Raw genomic sequence first — 20411 nt, 5'->3', positions numbered from 1 at the left:
TTAGCTTGGTCCAGTTGAAGTATCACCTCGAATACGTTTTAAAACGTTTTCTGCACTAATAAGGCACATGGGTAAACCAACGCCGGGAACCGTAGTAGCACCTGCGTAATACAGGCCAGAGACTTTTCTGGAAGCATTTGAGCCACGTAAAAATGCGGATTGCTTTAATGTATGTGCCAAACCAATTGCATTGCCGTGCCAAGCATTGAATTGTTGCTGGTAGTCGCCGGGGCCGATACTGTGTCGGCTGAGGATTCGTTCATGTAAATCTGGAATACCGGCACGCTGGGAAATAAGATCGAGCGTTGAGTCGATAATATTATCGACCTGCGGGGAAGCTAGGCCATCTGCTTGGAACACGCTTCCGTGACCAATTTCCGGATTCGCAGCAACCGGGATCAGTATAAAAAGGTTTTCACAATCTTCAGGGGCCATTGCAGGGTCACTAGCAGAGGTTTTACTAATATAAATTGATTGAGAGGCTTTCCCCTCGGTGAAAATTGCGCGAAAATCGGTCTCCCAATCTTGTGAAAGCAACAATTGATGGTGTGTGAATTCAGGCAGTGGGCCTTTGATTCCCAATAAGGCAACCACAACGCTAATGCCTGGATCGCGGTGCTTCCAATAGCGTTGCGGATAGCTCCGGAACCCAGGTTCAAGCAGATTATTTTCTGTGTGGTGGAGGTCCGCGCATGAAACAACATTATCGGCATAGAGTGTTTCTGCTTTGTCGTGTGATGTGCGAATTCGTACGCCGCGAACCGCATGACGGCGTCCAGTGGCAAAACCTGGGTCGCAAATGATTTCTTCTACTTTGCATTCCGTGCGTAGCTCGGCTCCTGAACGCTCGGCTAGGCGTTGTAGAGTATCCACAAAAGCCAGGAATCCACCGCGTGGGTAGAACACTCCTTCGGTTAGATCGGTATGGCTTAAAAGATGATACATTGCAGGTGTATTGGCGGGGGAAGAAGAAAGAAACACTGCGGGGTATTGCAAAATTTGTCGTAGTATTGGGTGGCTAAATTGTTTATCTACCCATGATTTTAGGTTTGTAGTAAGTAAACGAATAAGTGTGCCACCGTGACGCAGAAGCTTTAATCGAATATAGGGGCGGATTGAGGAAAATGTTGTATAGAGGAAGAATTCTATTGCAGTGTGATAGGTGCGTTCCGCATTGCGTAGGTATTTGGTGAGTTTCTTGCCAGCACCAGGTTCAAAAGATTCGAAAAGTTCGGCGGCATGGCCGGTGCGAATATCGATGGGGGCGTGGTTTTCTGGAAAGACCCGGTAGGCGGGATCTAGTCGCACAAGATCAAGCTCAGCGGCGGCGCTTGTGCCAAGTTGTGCAAAAAAATGCTCGAATGCTTCAGGCATAAGGTACCAGCTTGGGCCGGTATCCCAGGTGAATCCATGTGCGCTAAATCGTCCTGCGCGCCCACCGAATTCCTTATTTTGTTCTACTAAGGTGACGTGATGTCCTTGGTGTGCCAATAGCGCTGCAGTGGCTAGTCCGGCGACTCCGCCGCCAATAACAATCGTGCGACTAGGGGAATCACTCATGGTGCGGGGATCCTTTCACCGAGGTGGGCGCAGGCGCGGCGCCGTTGCGATTGCACGTGATGTGAGCTTCGCTTTTACCGTACCTGGCACACGCACCCTTGTGGTAGCAATAACTTCAACTGGAGTGGCGTCGAGACGGTTCGCAAGCTCGCTAAACAGGTAGTGTGCAGTGAGTACTCCAGTTCGGGCGCTTATAGGCAGCAGCGGAATTGCGGCATATGCATTGGAAAGATCTTGGCGTATCTCCGCAATTAGGGCATTTTTTGCTTCCGCTGTAGGGGCGATATATTCGCGTCCAAGTTCGTGGCGATCCGCTCCTAAGTCCCGTAAAAAATTAATATTTTGAAATGCTGCGCCTAAAGCTTGTGCGCCACGCTTTGCGACGTCCCACTGCTCACCATGCAGCGGATGTTTGACGGTAAATACGTGCAAACACATAAGCCCAATGACTTCGGCGGATCCGTAAATATATTCGGCGCGTGATTGGGGATTGTGTTGAGTTAACTGGAGGTCGCGCTCCATTGAATCAAAGAAAGCTTCGAGATATTCGTGGGGGATGTTACAACGTTGGACTGTTAAGGCGAATGCATGAATCGCGGGGTTCGAGGAAAAATGCAATGCAATTCCCCGATATACGGCGTTGCGGAAATCTTGTAATTCATTACTGATTTGCTCACTTGAAAGGCGTGCTGCTGCACCGTCAACGATTTCATCAGCTATTCGGACCACCGCATAGAGATTTCGGATATCCATCCGTATCTGTGGAGAGAGGAGCCTGGTAGCAATGGAAAAGCTTGTCGAGTATTTGGACATTACTGTGGCCGCGGCACGGCATGACATTTCCGTAAATAGTGCTTCAGGGGTGTTGCTAGACATATAATGACTCCTGAATTGCGATCACAACTTCACGCAACGCTACTTGCGCAACTGGTGATAAGTGGGCCGCTGCAATTCCTTGTAGTGCATGATTCAAATGTTGTTCAGCTTGATCGATTGCGCGGTCCACTGCGCCGCAAGATCGTAAGAGTTTTTGAACTGTTGGGATATCGCGATCGGCTATTGCTTGTGCAATTTCTGGCCAAGCATGCGTTTCTTTGGCGCATGTAATTAATGGTGTCGCACGATGGTGGACAATATCGCCAGCAGGATCTTTGCCTGTATCTTCAACAGAACCATAAACTGATTGCAGGTCGTCTGCGAGCTGATAGGCAGATCCTAAACGACGACCAATCTGTGTAAGGTGTGGAATTCGCTCTGGGGCTTCTGCCAGGAGGGCACCACAAGCTAAGGGTGCCTCAAATGAATACGTAGATGTTTTCAGCCGAGAAGCTAATTCAATAAGCTGGTTCGACGGTTGCGCCGTGGGCAAAGAATGCTGGATATCCATAAATTCTCCGAGCATAGAATCGGCAGTTGCTTCAATAAATTGACGCAGAATAAGCAAAATAGTTTCTGCCGGCGCTCCGCAATTGATAATCAGACGGGAAGCCTCATTGAGTGCGGCGGTACCAGCAAGAATGGCCACGGAGTTTCCATAATGGGCATCGCCGGAGCGGTCACGTACATCTGCGTGGATTGTTGGTTCGCCGCGTCGGGTTTCATCAGCATCAATAACATCATCTAATACGAGAAATGCAGCGTGCAGTAAATCGAACGCTGCAGCGACCGCGACGTCGGCACGCTCGGGAGGGGTGTCGGGGTTGCGGTCTGCACCAATATGAACGAGGGCCGCCCGGAGGTGTTTTCCGCCTGTTGCGATCTGGCCAACATGAGTGCATGCACTCGCCGCATCGTCGCTTAAATTAGCGATTCTAGCTACCAAGTCGAGGAATGTTTGGCGAAGAAACGCTGTTGAGGCAGCGGTTCGCGCATCAAAGGGGGCAGGTAGCTCAGGCATACTTCACATTGTCTCATGAGATAACGGCGAAGTCTTAAGGCATATCAGTAGAGTAGACTTATGAACTCCCCCACAGAGCTCGTTGTATTGTGCACGTCCGACGGCACTCCGACTGGTACGGCACCAAAAGCTACTATTCATACCGAAAATACTCCCCTTCACCGGGCATTTTCTTGCTATCTTATCGATTCAAATGGCAAGTTACTTCTAACAAGACGCTCACAACTTAAACATACGTGGCCGGGAATCTGGACTAATAGTTTTTGCGGGCACCCGGGCCCTGGAGAATCTGATTTGGCCGCTATTCAGCGACGATCAGTGCAGGAACTTGGACTTATCGACGGCGCGATCACCGATATTGCACTTGCGTTGCCGGAATTTCAGTACCGTGCGGTGGATGATTCTGGAATAGTGGAGTGGGAAGTATGTCCGGTATATGTGGCGCACCTGGATAACCCGGATCTACTTGCGCCGCGGGAGAGAGAAGTTGAAGAGTACCTTTGGCTACCTGTGGAGCAAGCAATTAAAGAGATCCAAAGTCATCCGGAAAAATATAGTCCGTGGATGGTCATGCAATTAACCCATACAGAGCTTACCGAGAAATTAATGAAATAAATTGTGGTGGAATGGAATCCGCCAACCAAGTTGTATCATTCCCATAATAAAATCTAATATCCTCGGTGGTCGCTTTTGCGGTATCGATACGAAATATCGCTAAGTCTTTGCCTTTCCGCAAACCAACATTTGTTGCTGTTTCAATATCCTCTGAAAGATGCACGTATTGTCGGCCCATCGGTTGCAAACCAGACTGCAAAATGGATTGTGCGTAATACTGGGATGTGCCGTGAAAAAGTATTGGCGGAGGTGTGGCGGAATCTTTTTCAATCCGAATTGGTACGGAGTGACCGTATAAAGCCCGAATTTGATTTCCTGCTATTTCATAGCGTTGCTTATTAAAAAACGAAACTACCTGTTCGATATCGGCCTGTGTAATGTGACGCCAGCGCGGCAGTCGTTGCATTCCCGCTAGCAAACTATTAACTGGTACCCAGCCCTCACGATCGAGTTTCACACCATATAGATCTGGCGTGTGCCGCAAGGCCCGAGAAAGTTCTTTACTCAATTGTTTTGCGTGTTTGGCGTCCATGACTCGGTTATAGCAAGCGATTAATTGCTTATCAGTTTTTGCAATGCGCTCATCGGGATATCTACCCAATCGGGGCGATTATTGAGTTCATAAGCGACCTCGTAGAGCAACTTATCTACAAGATATGCGTGCAAGAGTTTGTGTTGATCAGCAGTATCTTGGAACCCATAGCCAGCAAGAAATGCCTCTGTGGCTTCCTCCACCCATTTGGTTTCTTGATTTCCCGCACATTTAGCGGCGTAATCAAATGACCGGAGCATTCCCGCTAAATCCCGTATATAGCAATCCGGTTGTCTACGTTCGCTCAATGGTCGGGCAGGTTCGCCTTCGAAATCGATTAAAAGATACCGATCTTTAGCGCGGAGAACCTGACCCAAATGGAAATCACCGTGCATTCGTTGTGTAGGAACGGCAAGGTCGTAGAGGTCTTGGTATGCTTTTACAGCCGGTTCAATATATTTTTGTAGCTGAGTAATATTTTTAGTGAGTGAATGCAGGCGCGTTTCAAGTGATTGGGCTATTTCATTTCCCGGAATTGTATGCGTTGGAAAAGCCTCGGCTAGACTGCGATGGACGGCCCCAGTAGCTTGCCCAAGGAGCTTTGCTTCATTAGTAAAAGATTGATGGGCGCCCGCAAATTCTAATGCGGTTTCCCAACCTGGCGATGAATTATGTGCAAAGTCTTGAATAAGGACTGTTACGTATTCTTCTCCAAGAATGGAGTTTGTAACCCAGCCGCGCAATTTGGGTATGTATTCGCAATTTTTTTCGGTGAGACCTTGGAGCAATTCAACATCAGGATTGATTCCGGGCTGTAATTTCCTAAACACTTTCATTAGCACGGAGTTGCCAAACACCAATGAAGTATTCGATTGCTCTGCACCTAGGCTGCGTCCCTGCAAACCGTCCGGCAAAACTGGGTTCACTAGGGCGTGGAGATTCCCTGGGGTGGCACCCAGTGCAGTTCGCATACCGAATTCAGTTGCTACCTTTGGTAGGGCTAAAACATCATTGCCTTCGGCGTCAAGAAATAGCTGATAAAGATCGTGTCCATCGCAGCGATGGACACGAGCAATGCAATATGTTGCTTCGCCGATCTCCGCTGTTTGCAGTAATTCGATTCCGGTAATTGCTTGAGTTTTCGAACCGTAAAAGCGGCTTTGAAGGAGTGAATCGGCGAGTTGGCTTAACATACAGCAGTCCTAGAAAATGCGGAACTCAAAGGGAGCGAGAGTTATTTCTCGGTTTTCAATGGTACTCGATACTGCATGGTCAGATAGATTAAAACAACAGGTTGTCTCGATTTCTGGGGTAGTGCGACGAAATGCCAGTATCTCAATCTCATTAGCAGGAAGCAATTCAAAATCGCCATCAGAGAGTGCCGGATTATTCTGCCGTATCCCAATCATGTTACGAGTAAAATGCAGGAGCGAATTCGGGTCTGATTGTTGAGCCGCAACATTCACGGAGTGATAGCCGAACACGGCGTCGTCAATAATCGGTAGATAGGTTTCAGTACTGGTGGTAAAACCCGCACCTGGTGCATCCGCCCATTGCATTGGAGTTCGAACTCCGTCACGGTCCGGGAGGTCGATAATGTCGCCCATACCGATTTCATCACCGTAATACAGTACGGGGGTGCCTGGGAGGGTAAGTAATAGCGCGGTCAGTAGCTTCAGTCGCCTTGGGTCATTATCGACCAGTGGCGCAAGGCGTCGTCGAATCCCCACATTGGCTTTCATACGAGGGTGCGGGGCGTAATGATCATACATAAACGCACGTTCGTCATCTGTAACCATTTCGAGGGTTAATTCATCGTGGTTACGGAGGAAAATTCCCCACTGGGCACCGTTATCTGGAAGCTCAGGAGTTGAGGCAATAATGTTTCGAATTGGGCGGCTATCTCCCTGTGCTAACCCCATAAAAATGCGAGGCATAAGAGGGAAATGGAATGCCATATGGCATTCTGGTGCCTCAGCAGTGCCGAAATATTGCACAACGTCTTCCGGCCATTGATTTGCTTCAGCTAACAACACTTTATCGGTGTATTCTGAGTCGATAACGGCCCGGCAGCGCTGCAGAAATTCATGCGTAAGCGGCAGGTTTTCGCAATTTGTACCTTCCTGTTCAAAAAGGTAAGGAACTGCATCTAACCGGAAGCCATCAAGACCCAGGTCTAGCCAAAATCGGAAGGTGTCCAACATAGCTTCTTGGACCTTCGGATTTTCATAATTCAAATCAGGCTGGTGATGGAAAAACCGATGCCAATAGTATTGGCCGCGTGTTTCGTCATATGTCCAATTGGAGCTTTCGGTATCAATAAAGATAATTCGAGCGCCATCATACTTTGTGGGACTATCCGACCATACATAAAAATCGCCAAATGGTCCGTCCGGATCATTACGGGAAGCCTCAAACCACTGATGCTGGTCAGAAGTGTGATTTACCACGAAATCCGCAATAACTCGGATCCCTCGGGCATGTGCTTGTTTAATCAGTTCCTGTAATTCAGCAACTGTGCCAAATTCCGGCAATACGCGGTGAAAGTTACGAATATCGTAACCGCCGTCGCGCAATGGAGAATCAAAAAATGGTGGTAGCCAAAGGCAATCTATTCCGAGCCACTGAAGGTAATCGAGCCTTTCCGTAAGGCCTCGGAGATCACCGCTACCGGAACCATTAGAATCCTGAAAAGCACGGACCAAAACCTCGTACATTACTGCTTGGCGATACCAGTAAGGATTGGGGGACATATGTCTAGAGTAGTCTTTCGGTTGCGCGAACTAAAAATATGCTTGTAGCTGCGAAAATAAAGCGATTTAGCAAGTGTGAAACGAATTAAAAGTTGGAAGTATGGTAACGCTTCATGCAATTGAAAATCCCTAATGAAAATAGAGTTAAAGTGTCTTTTATGCAGCGCAGGCAAAAGACTCGCGAATTATGCGGAGTGGATCATGGGAAACGCTGATGTTTCCATTAAGACTTATTGACCGGCAAATCCTGGATTGTGGCGAGTATTTTGGCCATTGAGGTGTTTCGCCTCGTGCAAAACTCAATGCAATATCGTGAACTTTTTGCGCTAATTGCGCGTGTGTTTTTGGCGCATTTGGTCCCAGTAATTGTGTGATTCTTGGCGGATTTGTATAGAGGTCATTAAATATCAAGGGCAAATCAACACAATGGCAAGCAGGAAGCCCTTCTACTCCAGTAAACTCCATAAGCCACCGTGGTCCGGGTGCGTGTTCGGCAGTGGAAGAGACCCAACGCCGAATCGTTGAATCACCGATAAAATGCCCAGAAATACGATTCAATCCAAGACGTTCCATTTCCTCGATATACCGTTTGGGGTTTGTAGTTCCAAAAGTGCGTCCACGGGTTTGAATGACAAGTTTATGCATTCGCAGTGAATCAAAGAGTTTTGCGGTTGGTTCCAGGAACATCTCTTCACGGGTACTGCTTAAAAGCATAGGGACTTCGGCAAATTCTTCGGGATCGAAGGGATAAGGTCCAAGAGCCATATCATCCAAGTAAAAATTGCGGAACCGCCAGTAGATTCTGCTGCGCTTTTCTATGGAAAGCTCAGCTAAATACTCTTTCGTTCCTTTCCCTAATGTAAGGAGATTGAGGGTTTTTATCCGGGTATGAAATCCTTGCCGGGGAAAGGCCGGGGAAAGTGCAATAACACGACGAAACGCTCCACAATAGTGATCTCGGCGGGATAACCACAGTGCGATTCCGCCACCGGCAGATTGCCCCATAAGCGTTATATTTGTGGGATCTCCGCCAAAGCTTTCGATATTGTGTTGGAGCCATTCAAGTGCTGTTGCGCAGTCTTGGACACCGCGATATTGGCCCGGCATCGATCCGGGAAAATTTGCAAAACCTTCAAATTGCCTTCGGTATCCAATAGAAACGAAAATGCATCCGCTTTTTGCAAAGCCTTTGCCAGTGTAGCCAGGGGAATCATAGTGTCCATGTTCGTAACGCCCACCATGGATAAACGCAATGACGGGTAGATCTTGTCCGGCGCGTGTTCCGGTGGGCACTGTAATACTTAAACCGACATCACGTGCCTCAGGGGTTTCTGCGGAAATATTGCCAGCATGGAATAACAGTTTGGGTTCGCTGAAGTCGGTTGATGTGGTGCTAAATGGTATTGAAAAGTAGGTTTCATATTCGCCGAAACGGCACCCAGTAACGGTCCCAGATGGGCATTGACGTTGTGTGGAGGATGGTATTTGTTGAGGCCCCATATAGCACGAATTTAGCAGTGGGTACGATGAATTACTATGTCCGATGTAATAGAAAATCCCTTGTTAACGCCATCTTCATTGCCCTACGCCCTTCCGCCATTCGAAGAAATTCTCGAAGAGCACTATATTCCCGCTTTTGAAGCTGCGTTTTCCGAGCATAATGATGAAATCGAGGCAATTGTCGATAATTCAGATGCACCAACATGGGAAAACACCGTCGAGGCGCTGGAAAAAGCTGGACAAACACTTTCGCGAGTCTCTTCGGTTTTCTTTAATCTCTACGGCACCGACTCCAATGAGGCGCTGAATGCAATCGCTGCGGAAATAACCCCAAAACTTTCCGCACACGCGGATGCAATCTACCAAAATGAGCAGATTTACCAGCGGATTCAAAGTGTTAAGGCTCCCGAGGGTGACACTGAGGGCCAACGTCTTCATGAATTCCTGCTACGGTCTTTTCGACGCCGCGGGGCCGATCTTTCCATTGAGGCAAAGGCCGAGCTGAGCTCACTAAACGAACGTTTATCCGTATTGAGTGAGCAATTTAATAGCAATCTTTTGCAATCCACTAAAGAACTAGCTGTTTCATTTGAAGAATCCGAACTTATGGGTTTTAGCGCCGCACGATTAGCGTCAGCAGCGGCAGATGCAAAAGCATTAGGCCGTGAAGGCTTCGCTATTCCTCTCGAATTGCCTACCGTGCAGTCGGCGCAAACCGATTTGGCATTACCTGAGTCCCGCGCGAAGCTTTATGCTGCGTCGCAGCTTCGCGGCGTCGGTACGAATGACAAAGTGCTATTGGAAATGGTGCAGTTACGTGCTCGCCGGGCGGAGTTATTGGGGTACCGCACACACGCGGAGTATGTGATTGCGGAAGAAACCGCTGGAGATGCTGAAGCAGCCCGCAAACTTTTGTTTGATTTGGCGCCTGCTGCTGCGGCAAATGCGGCAGGTGAGTACAAACTAATTGCAGAGCTTGCGGATTCCGATGTCTCTGGTGCAGATTGGCCTTATTGGTCATCAAAATTGCGTGCCCAGGATTTTTCTTTGGATGAGGATGCATTGCGCAAGTATTTTCCAATTGACCGTGTATTGCGTGATGGTGTGTTCTTTGCAGCCAAACGTTTATACGGAATTGATATTGTGCCGCGTCCTGATTTACAAGCCTATGGCCCAAACATTGATGTGTGGGAAGTTCTTGAAAGTGATGGCTCAGGGATTGGACTGTTTATTACGGATTATTATGGGAGGCCATCGAAACGTGGTGGGGCGTGGATGTCTAGCTTCGTTGAGCAATCCCACCTTCTAGGTACAAAACCCGTGATTATTAATGTGATGGGAGTGACAAAACCAGCCGATGGCACACCGGCGCTTTTAACACTCGATGAGGTCACAACGCTTTTCCATGAATTTGGTCATGCCCTCCATGGATTATTATCGGATGTACGCTACCCAACATTTTCAGGGACGTCTGTACCTCGAGACTATGTAGAGTTTCCTTCACAAATCAATGAAAACTGGGCGCTTGACCCGGCTGTTGTGCGGAATTACGCCCAGCATATTGATACGGGGGAGACCATCCCGGATTCCTTCCTTGAAGCCATTGAGTCTGCAAAACTATTTGGCCAGGGTTTTGGTACCTCGGAATATCTCGCGGCTGCAATCATCGATTTGGCATGGCATTCACTTACGTTGGAGGAGGCCACGAAAGTCACAGACATTGAAGCCTTTGAAGCTGCGGCACTGGAAGAAGCCGGGTTGGTTGTAGAGCACCTTCGGCCCCGCTACCAATCCACCTACTTCAACCATATTTTCGGCGGTGGCTATTCGGCTGGATATTATTCGTACCTTTGGGCGGAAGCACTTGATGCTGATGGCTTTGATTGGTTTACAGAACAAGGGGCGGCTGGCGAAAAGGTTTCTGAAGCTTCTGTGCGAAGCGCGGGCCAAAAGTTCCGTGAGATAGTTCTTTCTCAAGGTGGTGCTCGTGATTACGCCGAAGCTTTTGAGACATTGCGTGGCCGCGCAAAGGACATTGGCCCGTTATTAAAGCGCCGTGGCCTTGATGGTGCAATGAGTTAAGTTGCATCGATGGGCGCTGTGCTGCGCCTGTGTGACTTATTGCGCTAGACTTAAGCGCACGATGAATATTTCCAAACCGGTGGTTGATGCTTTTGATTGGATTGGCCACCAACTTACTGGTATTCCGCTGTGGATTCAGGCTCCTACTGTAATTGCAGTGGTTGTTTTATTGTGCGCATTTTCTGCTTTTGTTTTGCTCCGTGCAATCGATATTCTTGGTGCGCGTGCCTATCCACTATTTAATGGCGGGCAGCACTTACCACGTGTGTCGTTGCTTCCTTCAAAGGGGATTGATTCCAGTAATGTCATCAAACAATAAGTATCCGAAATCGAGGGTTAAGCTTGCGCTTGCCGCGTTGTTATTGTTGGTGACTGTTTCTTGGCTTGTGAGCTTGGTATAGGTCACCAACAATAGTTGTTTCGGGGTTAGCGGCGCCCAGCTTCGGCAATTTTCTGGAATGCGGGGTGCTGTTCCAGGTCTTCAAGAAGTACTGGTTTGCCGTGAATATCGCAGAGCGGGATACACCAGTTGGGGTATTGGTCATTGCTGGTTCCAGGCTGGTTTTGGGCTCGGATATCGCCCACCATATCCACCAGTGATGTGCATGCAAGGGCGGAAGGGGTGCCTGCCACAAAGCGATGCATACCTGCAATAAGGTCGAGGGCGTCGCCACGCTCGTGTCGGGGTGCGCCGTGGAAGTGACGCCCTTCGATGCTGGTGTTGTGGAAACTGCCAGTATCTGCGATGCGCTGCAAAATTTCATTTTGCCAATGCAGGTCGCCTGCGTCTTCTTCGGCTACGTCACGGGTAAATAAGCCTAGGCGTTCACGTAGCGCAATATGCTCGCCTTGCAGCATCCCGGCGGTTGGTGGCAGGTCGTGGGTGGTTACGGATGTGAGGGAAAGCTGCCGGTATTCGCCTTGGTGTCGGGGACCGCCATGCGGTGAGCCTTCGAACCAAAGTACGGAGGTGCCCATAATTCCGCGGGCTGCTAAAACATCTTGAACCCAAGGTTCAAAAGTACCTAAATCTTCGCCAATGACGACGGCGCCTGCACGTTCTGCTTCGAGAACCAGAATGCCAATAAGCGCATTATAGTCGTATTGAACATAAGTGCCTGTGGTGGGGTTTTGCATGCGGGGGATCCACCACAAGCGGAAAAGACCGAGGACATGGTCCACTCGGATGCCTCCGGAATGGCGTAAGACTGTGCGGAGCATATCGCGCCATGGGGCGTAGCCTGCTTCGGCGAGCTTAACTGGGTGCCATGGTGGTTGAGACCAGTCTTGTCCATACTGGTTATAGCCGTCTGGTGGTGCTCCAACAGATGCGGACGGAGCCATATATGGTGCCAAAGTGGAAGCGTCGGCACCGCCTGGGTGCACACCTACGGCCAGGTCGGCCATAATGCCAATGGTCATGCCTGCTTGTTTTGCGCGTGCTTGGGCTGCGCCGAGTTGCTGATCGCAAATCCATTGCAACCAGCGATAGAAGTCAGTTGCTTCGGCCATATCGGCAGATTCGTTATCGTGTTCCATAACTCCGCTGGCGATAGTGCGTTCGGCACACCAGGTGGCAAAAGCATCGAGTCCACTGCCTTCTCGGTCACAATATTCCCTAAACGCATGTTCGCGTTCGGGGGAGCGAGTGATATGGAATAGCTTGTGCAAGATGGTGAGCTTGGCATCAAAGATTGGGTTGCGATCTATTGTGTCAGGGGACGTATTTAGTGCTTTGAATCGTGTAGCAAACTCTTCTAGTTGCGCCTGGTCTTCGCTATTGAGTCCGGCTACTTCTTCGATATCTTCAATGCGGATATACAGGGGGTTGATAAAGCGCCGTGAGGTTGGCAAATACGGTGAGGCCTCAATGGGAGCAAATGGTTCACCGGCGTGGAGGGGATTAATAAGCAGAAATTGGGCGCCAGCGCCATGGGCGGTGGTTTCTGCGATAGTGCCCAAGTCATGGAAATCACCCATGCCCCAGGAATCGCGGCTACGTACTGAGTATATTTGGGCCATTACGCCGGTAACTGGATGAGCTACAAGAGGGTCTGCAGTAGAGAGGCGTGATGGGGTGATTACAAGCTGGCAGGAGGAGGTTAGTCCCTCAGTAACCAAGTGGAGGGTATGCCACCCTAATGGGAGGTCGGTGGGGGTGGCAAAGCTTGCTTCTCCCCATATAACACCGTTTATTTCACGTGATGGGGTGCAGTTTTCCACTTGGATGGCGGGGATTATTTCACCGGATTCAAGTTCGATTGTTACTTGGGCAGGAGAACCATCGTGCACATGAACTGAAAAGACGTGTTGATCACCTTGCACGGCTACCACGCATGGAGGTAGTCCGCGCGTAAATTCGGCTTCATAATGCTCTTGAATTGCAGCCCGGAGCGCATCTTCCGTGGGTGCGTTCTCGCCGAAACCAACATTCACGCCAAGTGCGTTGAGGGTTTTTAGAAGTGTGTCTTCACTAACTTCGACATATTCTCCTGTGGCGGAGTAGTACGAAGTAGCCACTCTGTGGGCTTCTGCAAGGTTTTTTAGTTCATCTCTATAAGTCACAAATAAATATCTTGCCACTTTGTTGGCTTCTTCTAGGCATTGTAGAGCGCATACGCGTACTTTGATATGGAGAGTAGGAATATTTTTCACGCCAAGGAGCAATGCAATCGTGCAGGAATACACCACCCCAGCAGCCTATGAAGTCGCCGAAAATGAAACGTGCCTTACCGCACTTTTGGCAACCGCCCAGGCCCGGCCATTTGGGGTGCTTTTTACTCGCCCTCGGAGTTTTGAATGGGTGAATGTGACGGCCAGTGAATTCGTGGAGGAGGTGTTTGAAGTTGCTAAAGGGTTGATTGCAAATGGTGTTCAACAAGGTGATCGTGTGGCATTACTTAGTGAGACCCGCTACGAATGGACCTTACTGGACTTTGCAATTTGGGCAGCGGGGGCGGTAACTGTTCCGATTTATGGTTCGTCTTCACCAAGTCAAGTGCAATGGATTATTGAAGATTCCGGGGCGGTATTTGCCATTACGGAAACCATTGAGCACACGGATATGATGAAGCACCTCGAATTAGATAATGAGGGCAATCCGCAGCTAAAAGGTTCTACATCGCAATTGCGGCGGGTATTGGAAATTAATGCTTCCGCCATTCAAACCTTGAAATTCGAAGGCCGCGGTATTTCAGACGCACAGGTCCAAGAGCGTATCGACGCCACGCGGGCTCAAGACCTTGCTTCACTGGTATACACCTCAGGTACTACAGGACGTCCGAAGGGCTGTCGGCTTACCCACCATAATTGGCTGGCGGAAGTTCGGGCACTGCTGACCCATCCGATTGGTCATATTGCGATTCCAGGTAGCCGGGTACTTACGTTTTTGCCACTGGCTCATGTGCTTGCCCGTGCGGTGTCATTGGCTGTGGTTATTGGTGGTGCAACGCAATCGCACTGGTCGGATTTTTCTTCATTGGCGGTGGAGTTCCAGCGTGCTCGCCCGAATTTAATTTTGGGCGTTCCGCGTGTGTTCGAAAAGGTTCGTAATGGTGCGGAAGCAAATGCATTCGATAAGGGGGTGGTTGCTGGCACCATGTTCCAGGCGGCGGAAAAAGTTGCTATTGAGTATTCCCGGGCCTTAGACACCATTGATGGGCCTTCCAAGGTGCTTAAGCTGAAGCACAAGACATTTGATCGGTTGGTGTATTCCAAGATCCGTGCGGCTATGGGGGCATCGGTGCGGTACTGTATTTCCGGTGGTTCAGCCATGAATCATGATGTTTTGCACTTTTTCCGCGGTCTTGGCGTGACAATCTACGAGGGCTATGGGCTGACCGAGACCGCTGCTGCGGCTGCCGTAAATTACGATGATAATATTATTGGCACGGTCGGGCGTCCTGTTGGTGGCGTGTCAGCGCGGATCAATGAGGAGGGGGAGATCCTGCTTCGCGGTGAAACACTCTTTGATGGGTATTGGAATAATCCAGAAGCCACTGCGGACTCAATGACTGAGGATGGCTGGTTTAATACTGGGGATTTAGGCGAGATTCTTGAGTCTGGTCATATTGTAATCACAGGTCGTAAAAAGGATCTTATTGTTACGGCCGGTGGTAAAAATGTCTCTCCAGGCCCCATGGAAGATCGATTGCGTAGCCATCCGCTTATTAGTCAAGCGCTTGTTGTTGGCGATGGCAAGCCCTTTGTTGGTGCACTCATTACCCTCGATGATGAGGCGTTCAAACGATGGAAGCTCAATCGTAATATTTCAGAGTCCAAGTCCATAAAAGATCTAGCCACAGATCCTATGCTGCGCGCCGAAATTCAGGACGCTATTAATGACACTAATGCGCAAGTTTCTGCAGCTGAGGCGATTAAGAAGTTCTATATTTTGGATCGGGATCTTCTTGAGGAAGAAGATGAACTGACACCGACCATGAAGATCAAACGCAATGTGGTGGTGCAGCGTTATTCTGACACAATCGATCAGTTGTATAAACGCTAGGTTGCATTAGGGGCGAGTCGCCTAAATGTGCGGGGCACAAGGCATTTAGGCGATGCGGGGGTAATTTCGGTACATCGCTAAGGTGTTCGTTTTGGATTGCAAACCGCGAGGTACCTGCGGATACGGGGGTAGGGGCGTCGATAAACATAGCGAGAAGTTGCGTACACCCGAAGCACCCCCGCTGTCCTGTGCCTCCACCTTTCTGGAGTGTCCCACGGCGAGGCTTCCCCAACCAACATAAGAAGTGTCTTAGGGTCGTATTCGTTAACGGCCGCCGATACCAATGCGGCGGCTGTACCCGTTCAAGAACCTTAAGGAGCAGCCGTGCATGTGACTGACGCGAAGCTGCGCCACCGCGAACTCACCCAAGAGGTCTACGATATTGGCGATGAAGTAGCCACATACATAGACAACCTTGTGGAAGCACTCACGGATTGGGATACCGAACTCGTAGCAGACTGCCGCCTCGAATTCGATGAGATTGTGGTTGAAGCGCGCGATGACTCCCGCCGTGTTGTAGCCGAGCTCGCCGGAGTGCGCCAAGCTTTAGTGTCCGGGCTGCGTTCCGGATCCATGAGCACAGCGCGCAATATACGCGAACCCATGGTGGAACGCCCAAGCCGGTTGCGTGCGGTAGACCTGCTGCAAACATACCCACTCGATGGCAGCCCCATTGCCGTCCGAGAGCTTGCCGACGCCCTGAACGCCCGTTCGTCCGCCGTAGTGGAAAACCTTGGCGCAATCACCGAATGGGTCATCGATCAAACCGCCGTAGCCGCAGCCGACCTCGACTCACTCAGCCTCCCCCTCCTCTTCTCCCGCACCCGTGATCTGGTGACCAGCGCCGTCGAAGCCTGGACCATTGCAGTTGCCCAAGCCCACCCCGCCTATACTCGTACTATGCGCGGACATAACCCCCCACAATTCCTTATGGAACGTGCACGTATCGACGCCGTGGTCGCCCGCGTAGCACGCCGCCGAGCAGAAGCCACCCGCGACGGAGGCTATGCCTCATGACGGCCCCCTTCGGGGTATATATCCACGTCCCATTCTGTGCATCACGCTGCGGATATTGCGACTTTAACACCTACACGCCAGGTGAACTAGGCAACCCAAACTCGCCGGAGGAATACCTTAAAGCACTCCGCGCCGAGCTTACTATGGCGGCAGGTGGGGGCCGAGTTGGAGTCGGCCCTGGTGAAGGGATCCTTGGTGGAGGGCCGGCCGACACTATCTTTATTGGTGGCGGCACCCCATCTATGCTTGGAACCCGCCTGGTAGAAATACTTTCTTACATTCGCGACACCTTTGGGATCGCCCCAGGTGCCGAAATCACCACCGAAGCCAACCCCGAATCCACCTCACCCGAATTCTTTGAAGCATTACGCGCCGGCGGGTTCACCCGAATCTCCCTAGGCATGCAATCCGCCGCACCCCACGTACTCCGTGTTTTGGAACGCCGCCACACCCCAGGGCGCGCACTCGCTGCTGCTGCCGAAGCACAAGCCGCCGGATTTAACCACATCAACCTGGACATGATTTATGGAACACCCGGCGAAACGAATGAGGATGTGGAAGCCACCCTTGAAGCGATCCTTTCCACCAATGTAGACCACGTTTCCGCATACTCACTCATTGTGGAAGACGGAACCGCTATGGCCCGCAAAGTTCGCCGCGGCGAAATTCCCAACCCAGATGAAGACGTCCTCGCCGAGCGCTACAACATTATCGACGCCCGGCTACGTGAAGCTGGATTCGAATGGTACGAAGTTTCCAACTGGGCAAAACCAGGAGGTGAATGCCAACACAACCTCGGATACTGGCGCGATGGAAACTGGTGGGGTGCAGGGCCAGGTGCGCATTCCCATATCGACCACACCCGCTTCTATAACGTAAAACACCCGGCACGCTATACGGCCTTATGTATGGGAGATGAGCTGCCAATCCAAGAAACCGAAACACTCACCGCTGCCGATCGACGAATAGAACGCATAATGCTCGGGATGCGCCTACGCGAAGGCCTACCCATTGAAATGTTTGGTCAAGGGGCACTTGCAGTGGTGAAACAATACTGTGACCAGGGGCTACTACTTCACCACGGTGATGCAATTGCATTAGCTCCCAAGGGGAGACTCTTAGCCGATGGGATAATTACCGACATTATTATCGGAGATGAAAAAGAGGGACGCTGATTGTGTTGGCGAGGCTGTAAACATCGCAGGAATGCTAGGTATTCCGGATAATAACCCACGAGATGATACGGCAGCGACGGTTCATCACACTCCTACAGAGATAACGCCCCCGTTGTGATTGCTATTGCAACTGTAATGAGCGCAAAACAACCAAAACCAAGCGCAATAGACACAAATTTCAACTTGGCCGCGTGTTCCCGCGTCTCCGTACCCTGCACGCAGGCGGCGTAATAAGCCAAAGCGAAACCTGCCCCAATACCAACACCTGCAAGCAAGGAATTACCCCAAGTACCAACAGCATTCATCACCGCGGAGCGATACCAAGACACAAAAAGCCAGGTAAAACCCATGCCAAGCAGTACAGCCGAACAAGAGTATAGGCGATACGAAAAGAGCTTTGTTTTATCTTTACTCATATCGTTTCCTATCCATAGGATGTGTTTTTGAAACGTAAATTAGTGAAAGCAAGGTTGCGCTACAAACATATAAATCGGTCTACTTAAACGCTAACAGGGTTGCTCATATCATGATATGAAAAGCTGCAGTTATTTGTTTTATTCACGATTTTGATTTGAAATATTGTAAATTAAATGTCAGTGTGTGACTGCTTTGACGGCAAGTACTAAATCATTGTGACCTCATTCTAAAAGATTTTAAACAATTCAGACTCGTAAATTTAGGGGACGTATTGTGTCACAATAATTGACACAATACGAAGTACTGGAAATTTTATATACTCACCGCTGGAAAGTTCATTGCGACTGTAGATATTGCAATGCGGGTACTTTAGTCACCCCAATGAAGAGTTCAAGCAAAAGGCCCAAGCCCAACCCATTTCTCTATCAGTCCGCAAAGTCCATGTTCACTTGGTACATTCCTTTGATTTTTTCAAAGAATCCGAATCCGATCCGGTGCCCTAAGGGTAATGCTTTGCGTTGGCTCGGTGGGAGGTAGTTGAGTAGGTTGAATTCGATTTCGTAGTTGGTGATTCGGTCGCTCCATGTTTTAGGTTCATAGGGATCTTTGATGCGGAAGGGCATGGCGCAAGGTGTTCCTTGTTTTGCGATGGATTTTTCGCTGAATCCGATGACAGTGGGGGATTCATTGTCAAAACTAAAGCGTCCGCCTGGGAATCGTTTGGCCATTTCAGCAATCAGTGCTTTGCCTTCTTCTACCTGGAGGTAATACATTACGCCAGCGGCGATGGCGAACATGCCGTTGGTATTGTTTACGTGGTTCATCCAGGTGTGGTCGGTAGCAGAGTAGGGGAGGTCGTGTTCATTGGGGGCTTTGGTGATCCACCGGCTTCGGGCTTCTATTACCTCTGGCAGGTCAAGGTTGTATATGGTGCAGTCTTCATCTTTGAGATCAAGGGTGAGGGTGTCAAGGCCGCATCCGATATTGACGATTGCTGCACCTGGATGTTCGCGCAGATAGCGTTTTGCTTCAAACACGGTGATTTGGTGGCGTATTCCGTAGACTGCCACGGGGAATCCTTCCATGGCTTTGGCCGGGGTGCCTTCGGCTTTTCCTATTTCTTCAGCTTTTATGGCCCAGGGGTCTTGAAAGAGTTCTGGCCAATTGTGGGCTGCTTGGGCGCGGCCAAAGAGTGGATAGAAAAGAGTGTGGGAGACAGTGTCCATATATATAGGTTAGGTTAGCCTTGCTCTCGGGGGTAAGTTTGCTGGATGGGTAGACTGAGGTTTCGGGTCTTGTGTCTGTTAGGAGGTTTTGGGTGTCTAGTGCCACTGAGCAGCGACGTTATAAGGTGTTGTGCGCCATTGTGGCGGATTACATTGCCTCTCAGGAGCCGGTGGGCTCGAAGTCATTGGTTGATCGGCATAATTTGGGGGTGAGTTCGGCGACCATTCGGAATGATATGGCGGTGTTGGAATCGGAGGGCTATATCGTTCAGCAGCACGCAAGTTCGGGGCGGATTCCAACTGAGAAGGGATACCGGGCGTTTGTGGATTCAATCCATGAAATTAAGCCTCTATCTAAGGCGGAGCGCCGTGCGATTCTTGCATTCCTTGATCAGGGGGTGGATTTGGAGGATGTACTGCGCCGTAGTGTGCAATTGTTGAGCCAGCTGACTCGCCAGGCTGCCGTAGTGCAATTGCCTACTTTAAAGGTTTCTCGGGTGCGGCATTGTGAGGTGGTGGAATTAACGCCAACGCGATTGCTATTGGTGCTTATTACGGATACTGGCCGGGTGGATCAGCGGAATGTTGAGCTAGATGAGCAATTAGGTCCGGAGAAAGTGGTGCGGTTGCGCGACGCTTTGAATGCCAGGCTTGCGGGGAAGACTTTAAGTGATGCGAGTGTGGCTATGGCGGATATGGCTGTCGACGCCCCGTTTGATTTACGGAATGCTGCGATTCGCTGTGCCACGGTGTTGATTGAAACTTTGGTTGAGGCGCCGAATGACCGGCTGATTCTTTCGGGGGCGTCTCATTTGTTTCCAACCGGGTTGCCGGGTGTAGTGGAAGCACTTGAGGAGCAGGTTGTGGTGTTAAAGCTTTTGTCTAGTGCGCAAAATGTGGGGCAGGTAAAGGTTTCCATTGGGGATGAAGAGCTGCGGGGTGCCGCCGTGGTTGCTGCAGGTTATGGTGCACCAGGTGCTACGTTTGGTGGCATGGGCGTTGTGGGCCCGAATTATATGGATTATTCGGGAACAATGTCGAAGGTATCTGCTGTTGCACAATATGTAGGTCGGGTACTTGCCGGCCAATAGGCTACAATGCCTTGACGTTGATTGAATGGTTCATAAGGG

At 50.0% G+C, this 20411-nt stretch carries 17 protein-coding genes; 7 read left to right on the top strand and 10 right to left on the bottom strand.

The window, feature by feature from the left end; translation table 11 throughout:
- The 3 genes from crtI to CFREI_RS09945 are packed head-to-tail and all read right to left on the bottom strand — an operon-like array spanning nt 1 to nt 3457.
- A complete protein-coding gene (gene crtI / locus CFREI_RS09955; RefSeq protein WP_027011765.1) occupies nt 1–1560 on the bottom strand; it encodes a phytoene desaturase family protein in 1560 nt (519 codons plus the stop codon).
- A gap of 15 nt (nt 1561–1575) precedes the next feature.
- On the bottom strand, nt 1576–2436 hold the full coding sequence (locus tag CFREI_RS09950) for a phytoene/squalene synthase family protein (RefSeq protein WP_027011766.1): 861 nt from the start codon (nt 2434–2436) through the stop codon (nt 1576–1578).
- Nucleotides 2429–3457: a polyprenyl synthetase family protein gene (locus CFREI_RS09945; RefSeq protein ID WP_051255781.1), complete on the bottom strand. Its 1029-nt coding sequence runs from the start codon at nt 3455–3457 to the stop codon at nt 2429–2431. Before CFREI_RS09945 ends, CFREI_RS09950 begins: the two co-directional genes overlap by 8 nt.
- A gap of 60 nt (nt 3458–3517) precedes the next feature.
- Here CFREI_RS09945 and idi point away from each other — a divergent pair, with 60 nt between their 5' ends.
- A complete protein-coding gene (gene idi / locus CFREI_RS09940; protein WP_027011767.1) occupies nt 3518–4072 on the top strand; it encodes an isopentenyl-diphosphate Delta-isomerase in 555 nt (184 codons plus the stop codon).
- On the opposite strand, the gene CFREI_RS09935 is transcribed toward idi, so the two are convergent.
- The 4 genes from CFREI_RS09935 to CFREI_RS09920 all read right to left on the bottom strand — a co-directional run bounded on the left by CFREI_RS09935 (nt 4050) and on the right by CFREI_RS09920 (nt 8857).
- Nucleotides 4050–4604, bottom strand: a complete 555-nt coding sequence (locus CFREI_RS09935; protein WP_027011768.1) for an RNA 2'-phosphotransferase — start codon at nt 4602–4604, stop codon at nt 4050–4052. The genes idi and CFREI_RS09935 overlap by 23 nt on opposite strands.
- 20 nt (nt 4605–4624) lie before the next feature.
- On the bottom strand, nt 4625–5797 hold the full coding sequence (locus tag CFREI_RS09930) for a hypothetical protein (protein ID WP_027011769.1): 1173 nt from the start codon (nt 5795–5797) through the stop codon (nt 4625–4627).
- A 9-nt stretch (nt 5798–5806) separates the two neighbouring features.
- Entirely contained in the window at nt 5807–7357 is a 1551-nt protein-coding gene (gene treS / locus CFREI_RS09925; RefSeq protein ID WP_084170638.1) for a maltose alpha-D-glucosyltransferase, read from the bottom strand.
- Nucleotides 7358–7513: 156 nt separating this feature from the next.
- Nucleotides 7514–8857 (bottom strand): carboxylesterase family protein, encoded by a 1344-nt coding sequence (locus tag CFREI_RS09920; protein ID WP_051255783.1) that lies wholly within the window; start codon nt 8855–8857, stop codon nt 7514–7516.
- A 36-nt stretch (nt 8858–8893) separates the two neighbouring features.
- Between CFREI_RS09920 and CFREI_RS09915 the strand changes: the two genes are divergently transcribed.
- Both CFREI_RS09915 and CFREI_RS09910 read left to right on the top strand, forming a co-directional pair.
- Nucleotides 8894–10939 (top strand): M3 family metallopeptidase, encoded by a 2046-nt coding sequence (locus tag CFREI_RS09915; RefSeq protein WP_027011771.1) that lies wholly within the window; start codon nt 8894–8896, stop codon nt 10937–10939.
- Between the two features lie 61 nt (nt 10940–11000).
- Nucleotides 11001–11258, top strand: a complete 258-nt coding sequence (locus CFREI_RS09910; RefSeq protein WP_051255784.1) for a hypothetical protein — start codon at nt 11001–11003, stop codon at nt 11256–11258.
- A gap of 107 nt (nt 11259–11365) precedes the next feature.
- Here CFREI_RS09910 and malQ read toward each other — a convergent pair whose 3' ends face one another.
- Nucleotides 11366–13504: a 4-alpha-glucanotransferase gene (gene malQ, locus CFREI_RS09905; RefSeq protein ID WP_027011772.1), complete on the bottom strand. Its 2139-nt coding sequence runs from the start codon at nt 13502–13504 to the stop codon at nt 11366–11368.
- 106 nt (nt 13505–13610) lie between these two features.
- On the opposite strand from malQ, the gene CFREI_RS09900 reads away from it, so the two are divergent.
- From CFREI_RS09900 to hemW, 3 genes are all read left to right on the top strand, one after another.
- The gene (locus CFREI_RS09900; RefSeq protein ID WP_027011773.1) at nt 13611–15446 is read left to right on the top strand and encodes an AMP-dependent synthetase/ligase; all 1836 of its coding nucleotides are present in this window, start codon (nt 13611–13613) and stop codon (nt 15444–15446) included.
- Between the two features lie 324 nt (nt 15447–15770).
- Nucleotides 15771–16463: a hypothetical protein gene (locus CFREI_RS09895; protein ID WP_027011774.1), complete on the top strand. Its 693-nt coding sequence runs from the start codon at nt 15771–15773 to the stop codon at nt 16461–16463.
- Nucleotides 16460–17638 (top strand): radical SAM family heme chaperone HemW, encoded by a 1179-nt coding sequence (gene hemW / locus CFREI_RS09890; protein ID WP_027011775.1) that lies wholly within the window; start codon nt 16460–16462, stop codon nt 17636–17638. Before CFREI_RS09895 ends, hemW begins: the two co-directional genes overlap by 4 nt.
- A gap of 92 nt (nt 17639–17730) precedes the next feature.
- On the opposite strand, the gene CFREI_RS09885 is transcribed toward hemW, so the two are convergent.
- On the bottom strand, nt 17731–18054 hold the full coding sequence (locus CFREI_RS09885) for a hypothetical protein (RefSeq protein WP_027011776.1): 324 nt from the start codon (nt 18052–18054) through the stop codon (nt 17731–17733).
- Between the two features lie 426 nt (nt 18055–18480).
- Entirely contained in the window at nt 18481–19281 is an 801-nt protein-coding gene (locus CFREI_RS09880; RefSeq protein ID WP_027011777.1) for a class I SAM-dependent methyltransferase, read from the bottom strand.
- A gap of 92 nt (nt 19282–19373) precedes the next feature.
- Between CFREI_RS09880 and hrcA the strand changes: the two genes are divergently transcribed.
- The gene (gene hrcA, locus CFREI_RS09875; protein ID WP_027011778.1) at nt 19374–20372 is read left to right on the top strand and encodes a heat-inducible transcriptional repressor HrcA; all 999 of its coding nucleotides are present in this window, start codon (nt 19374–19376) and stop codon (nt 20370–20372) included.
- Nucleotides 20373–20411 lie beyond the last annotated feature (39 nt).

Source organism: Corynebacterium freiburgense (genome assembly GCF_030408815.1).
Classification (GTDB): domain Bacteria; phylum Actinomycetota; class Actinomycetes; order Mycobacteriales; family Mycobacteriaceae; genus Corynebacterium; species Corynebacterium freiburgense.
This window is presented reverse-complemented; position numbering and strand designations above follow the sequence as displayed.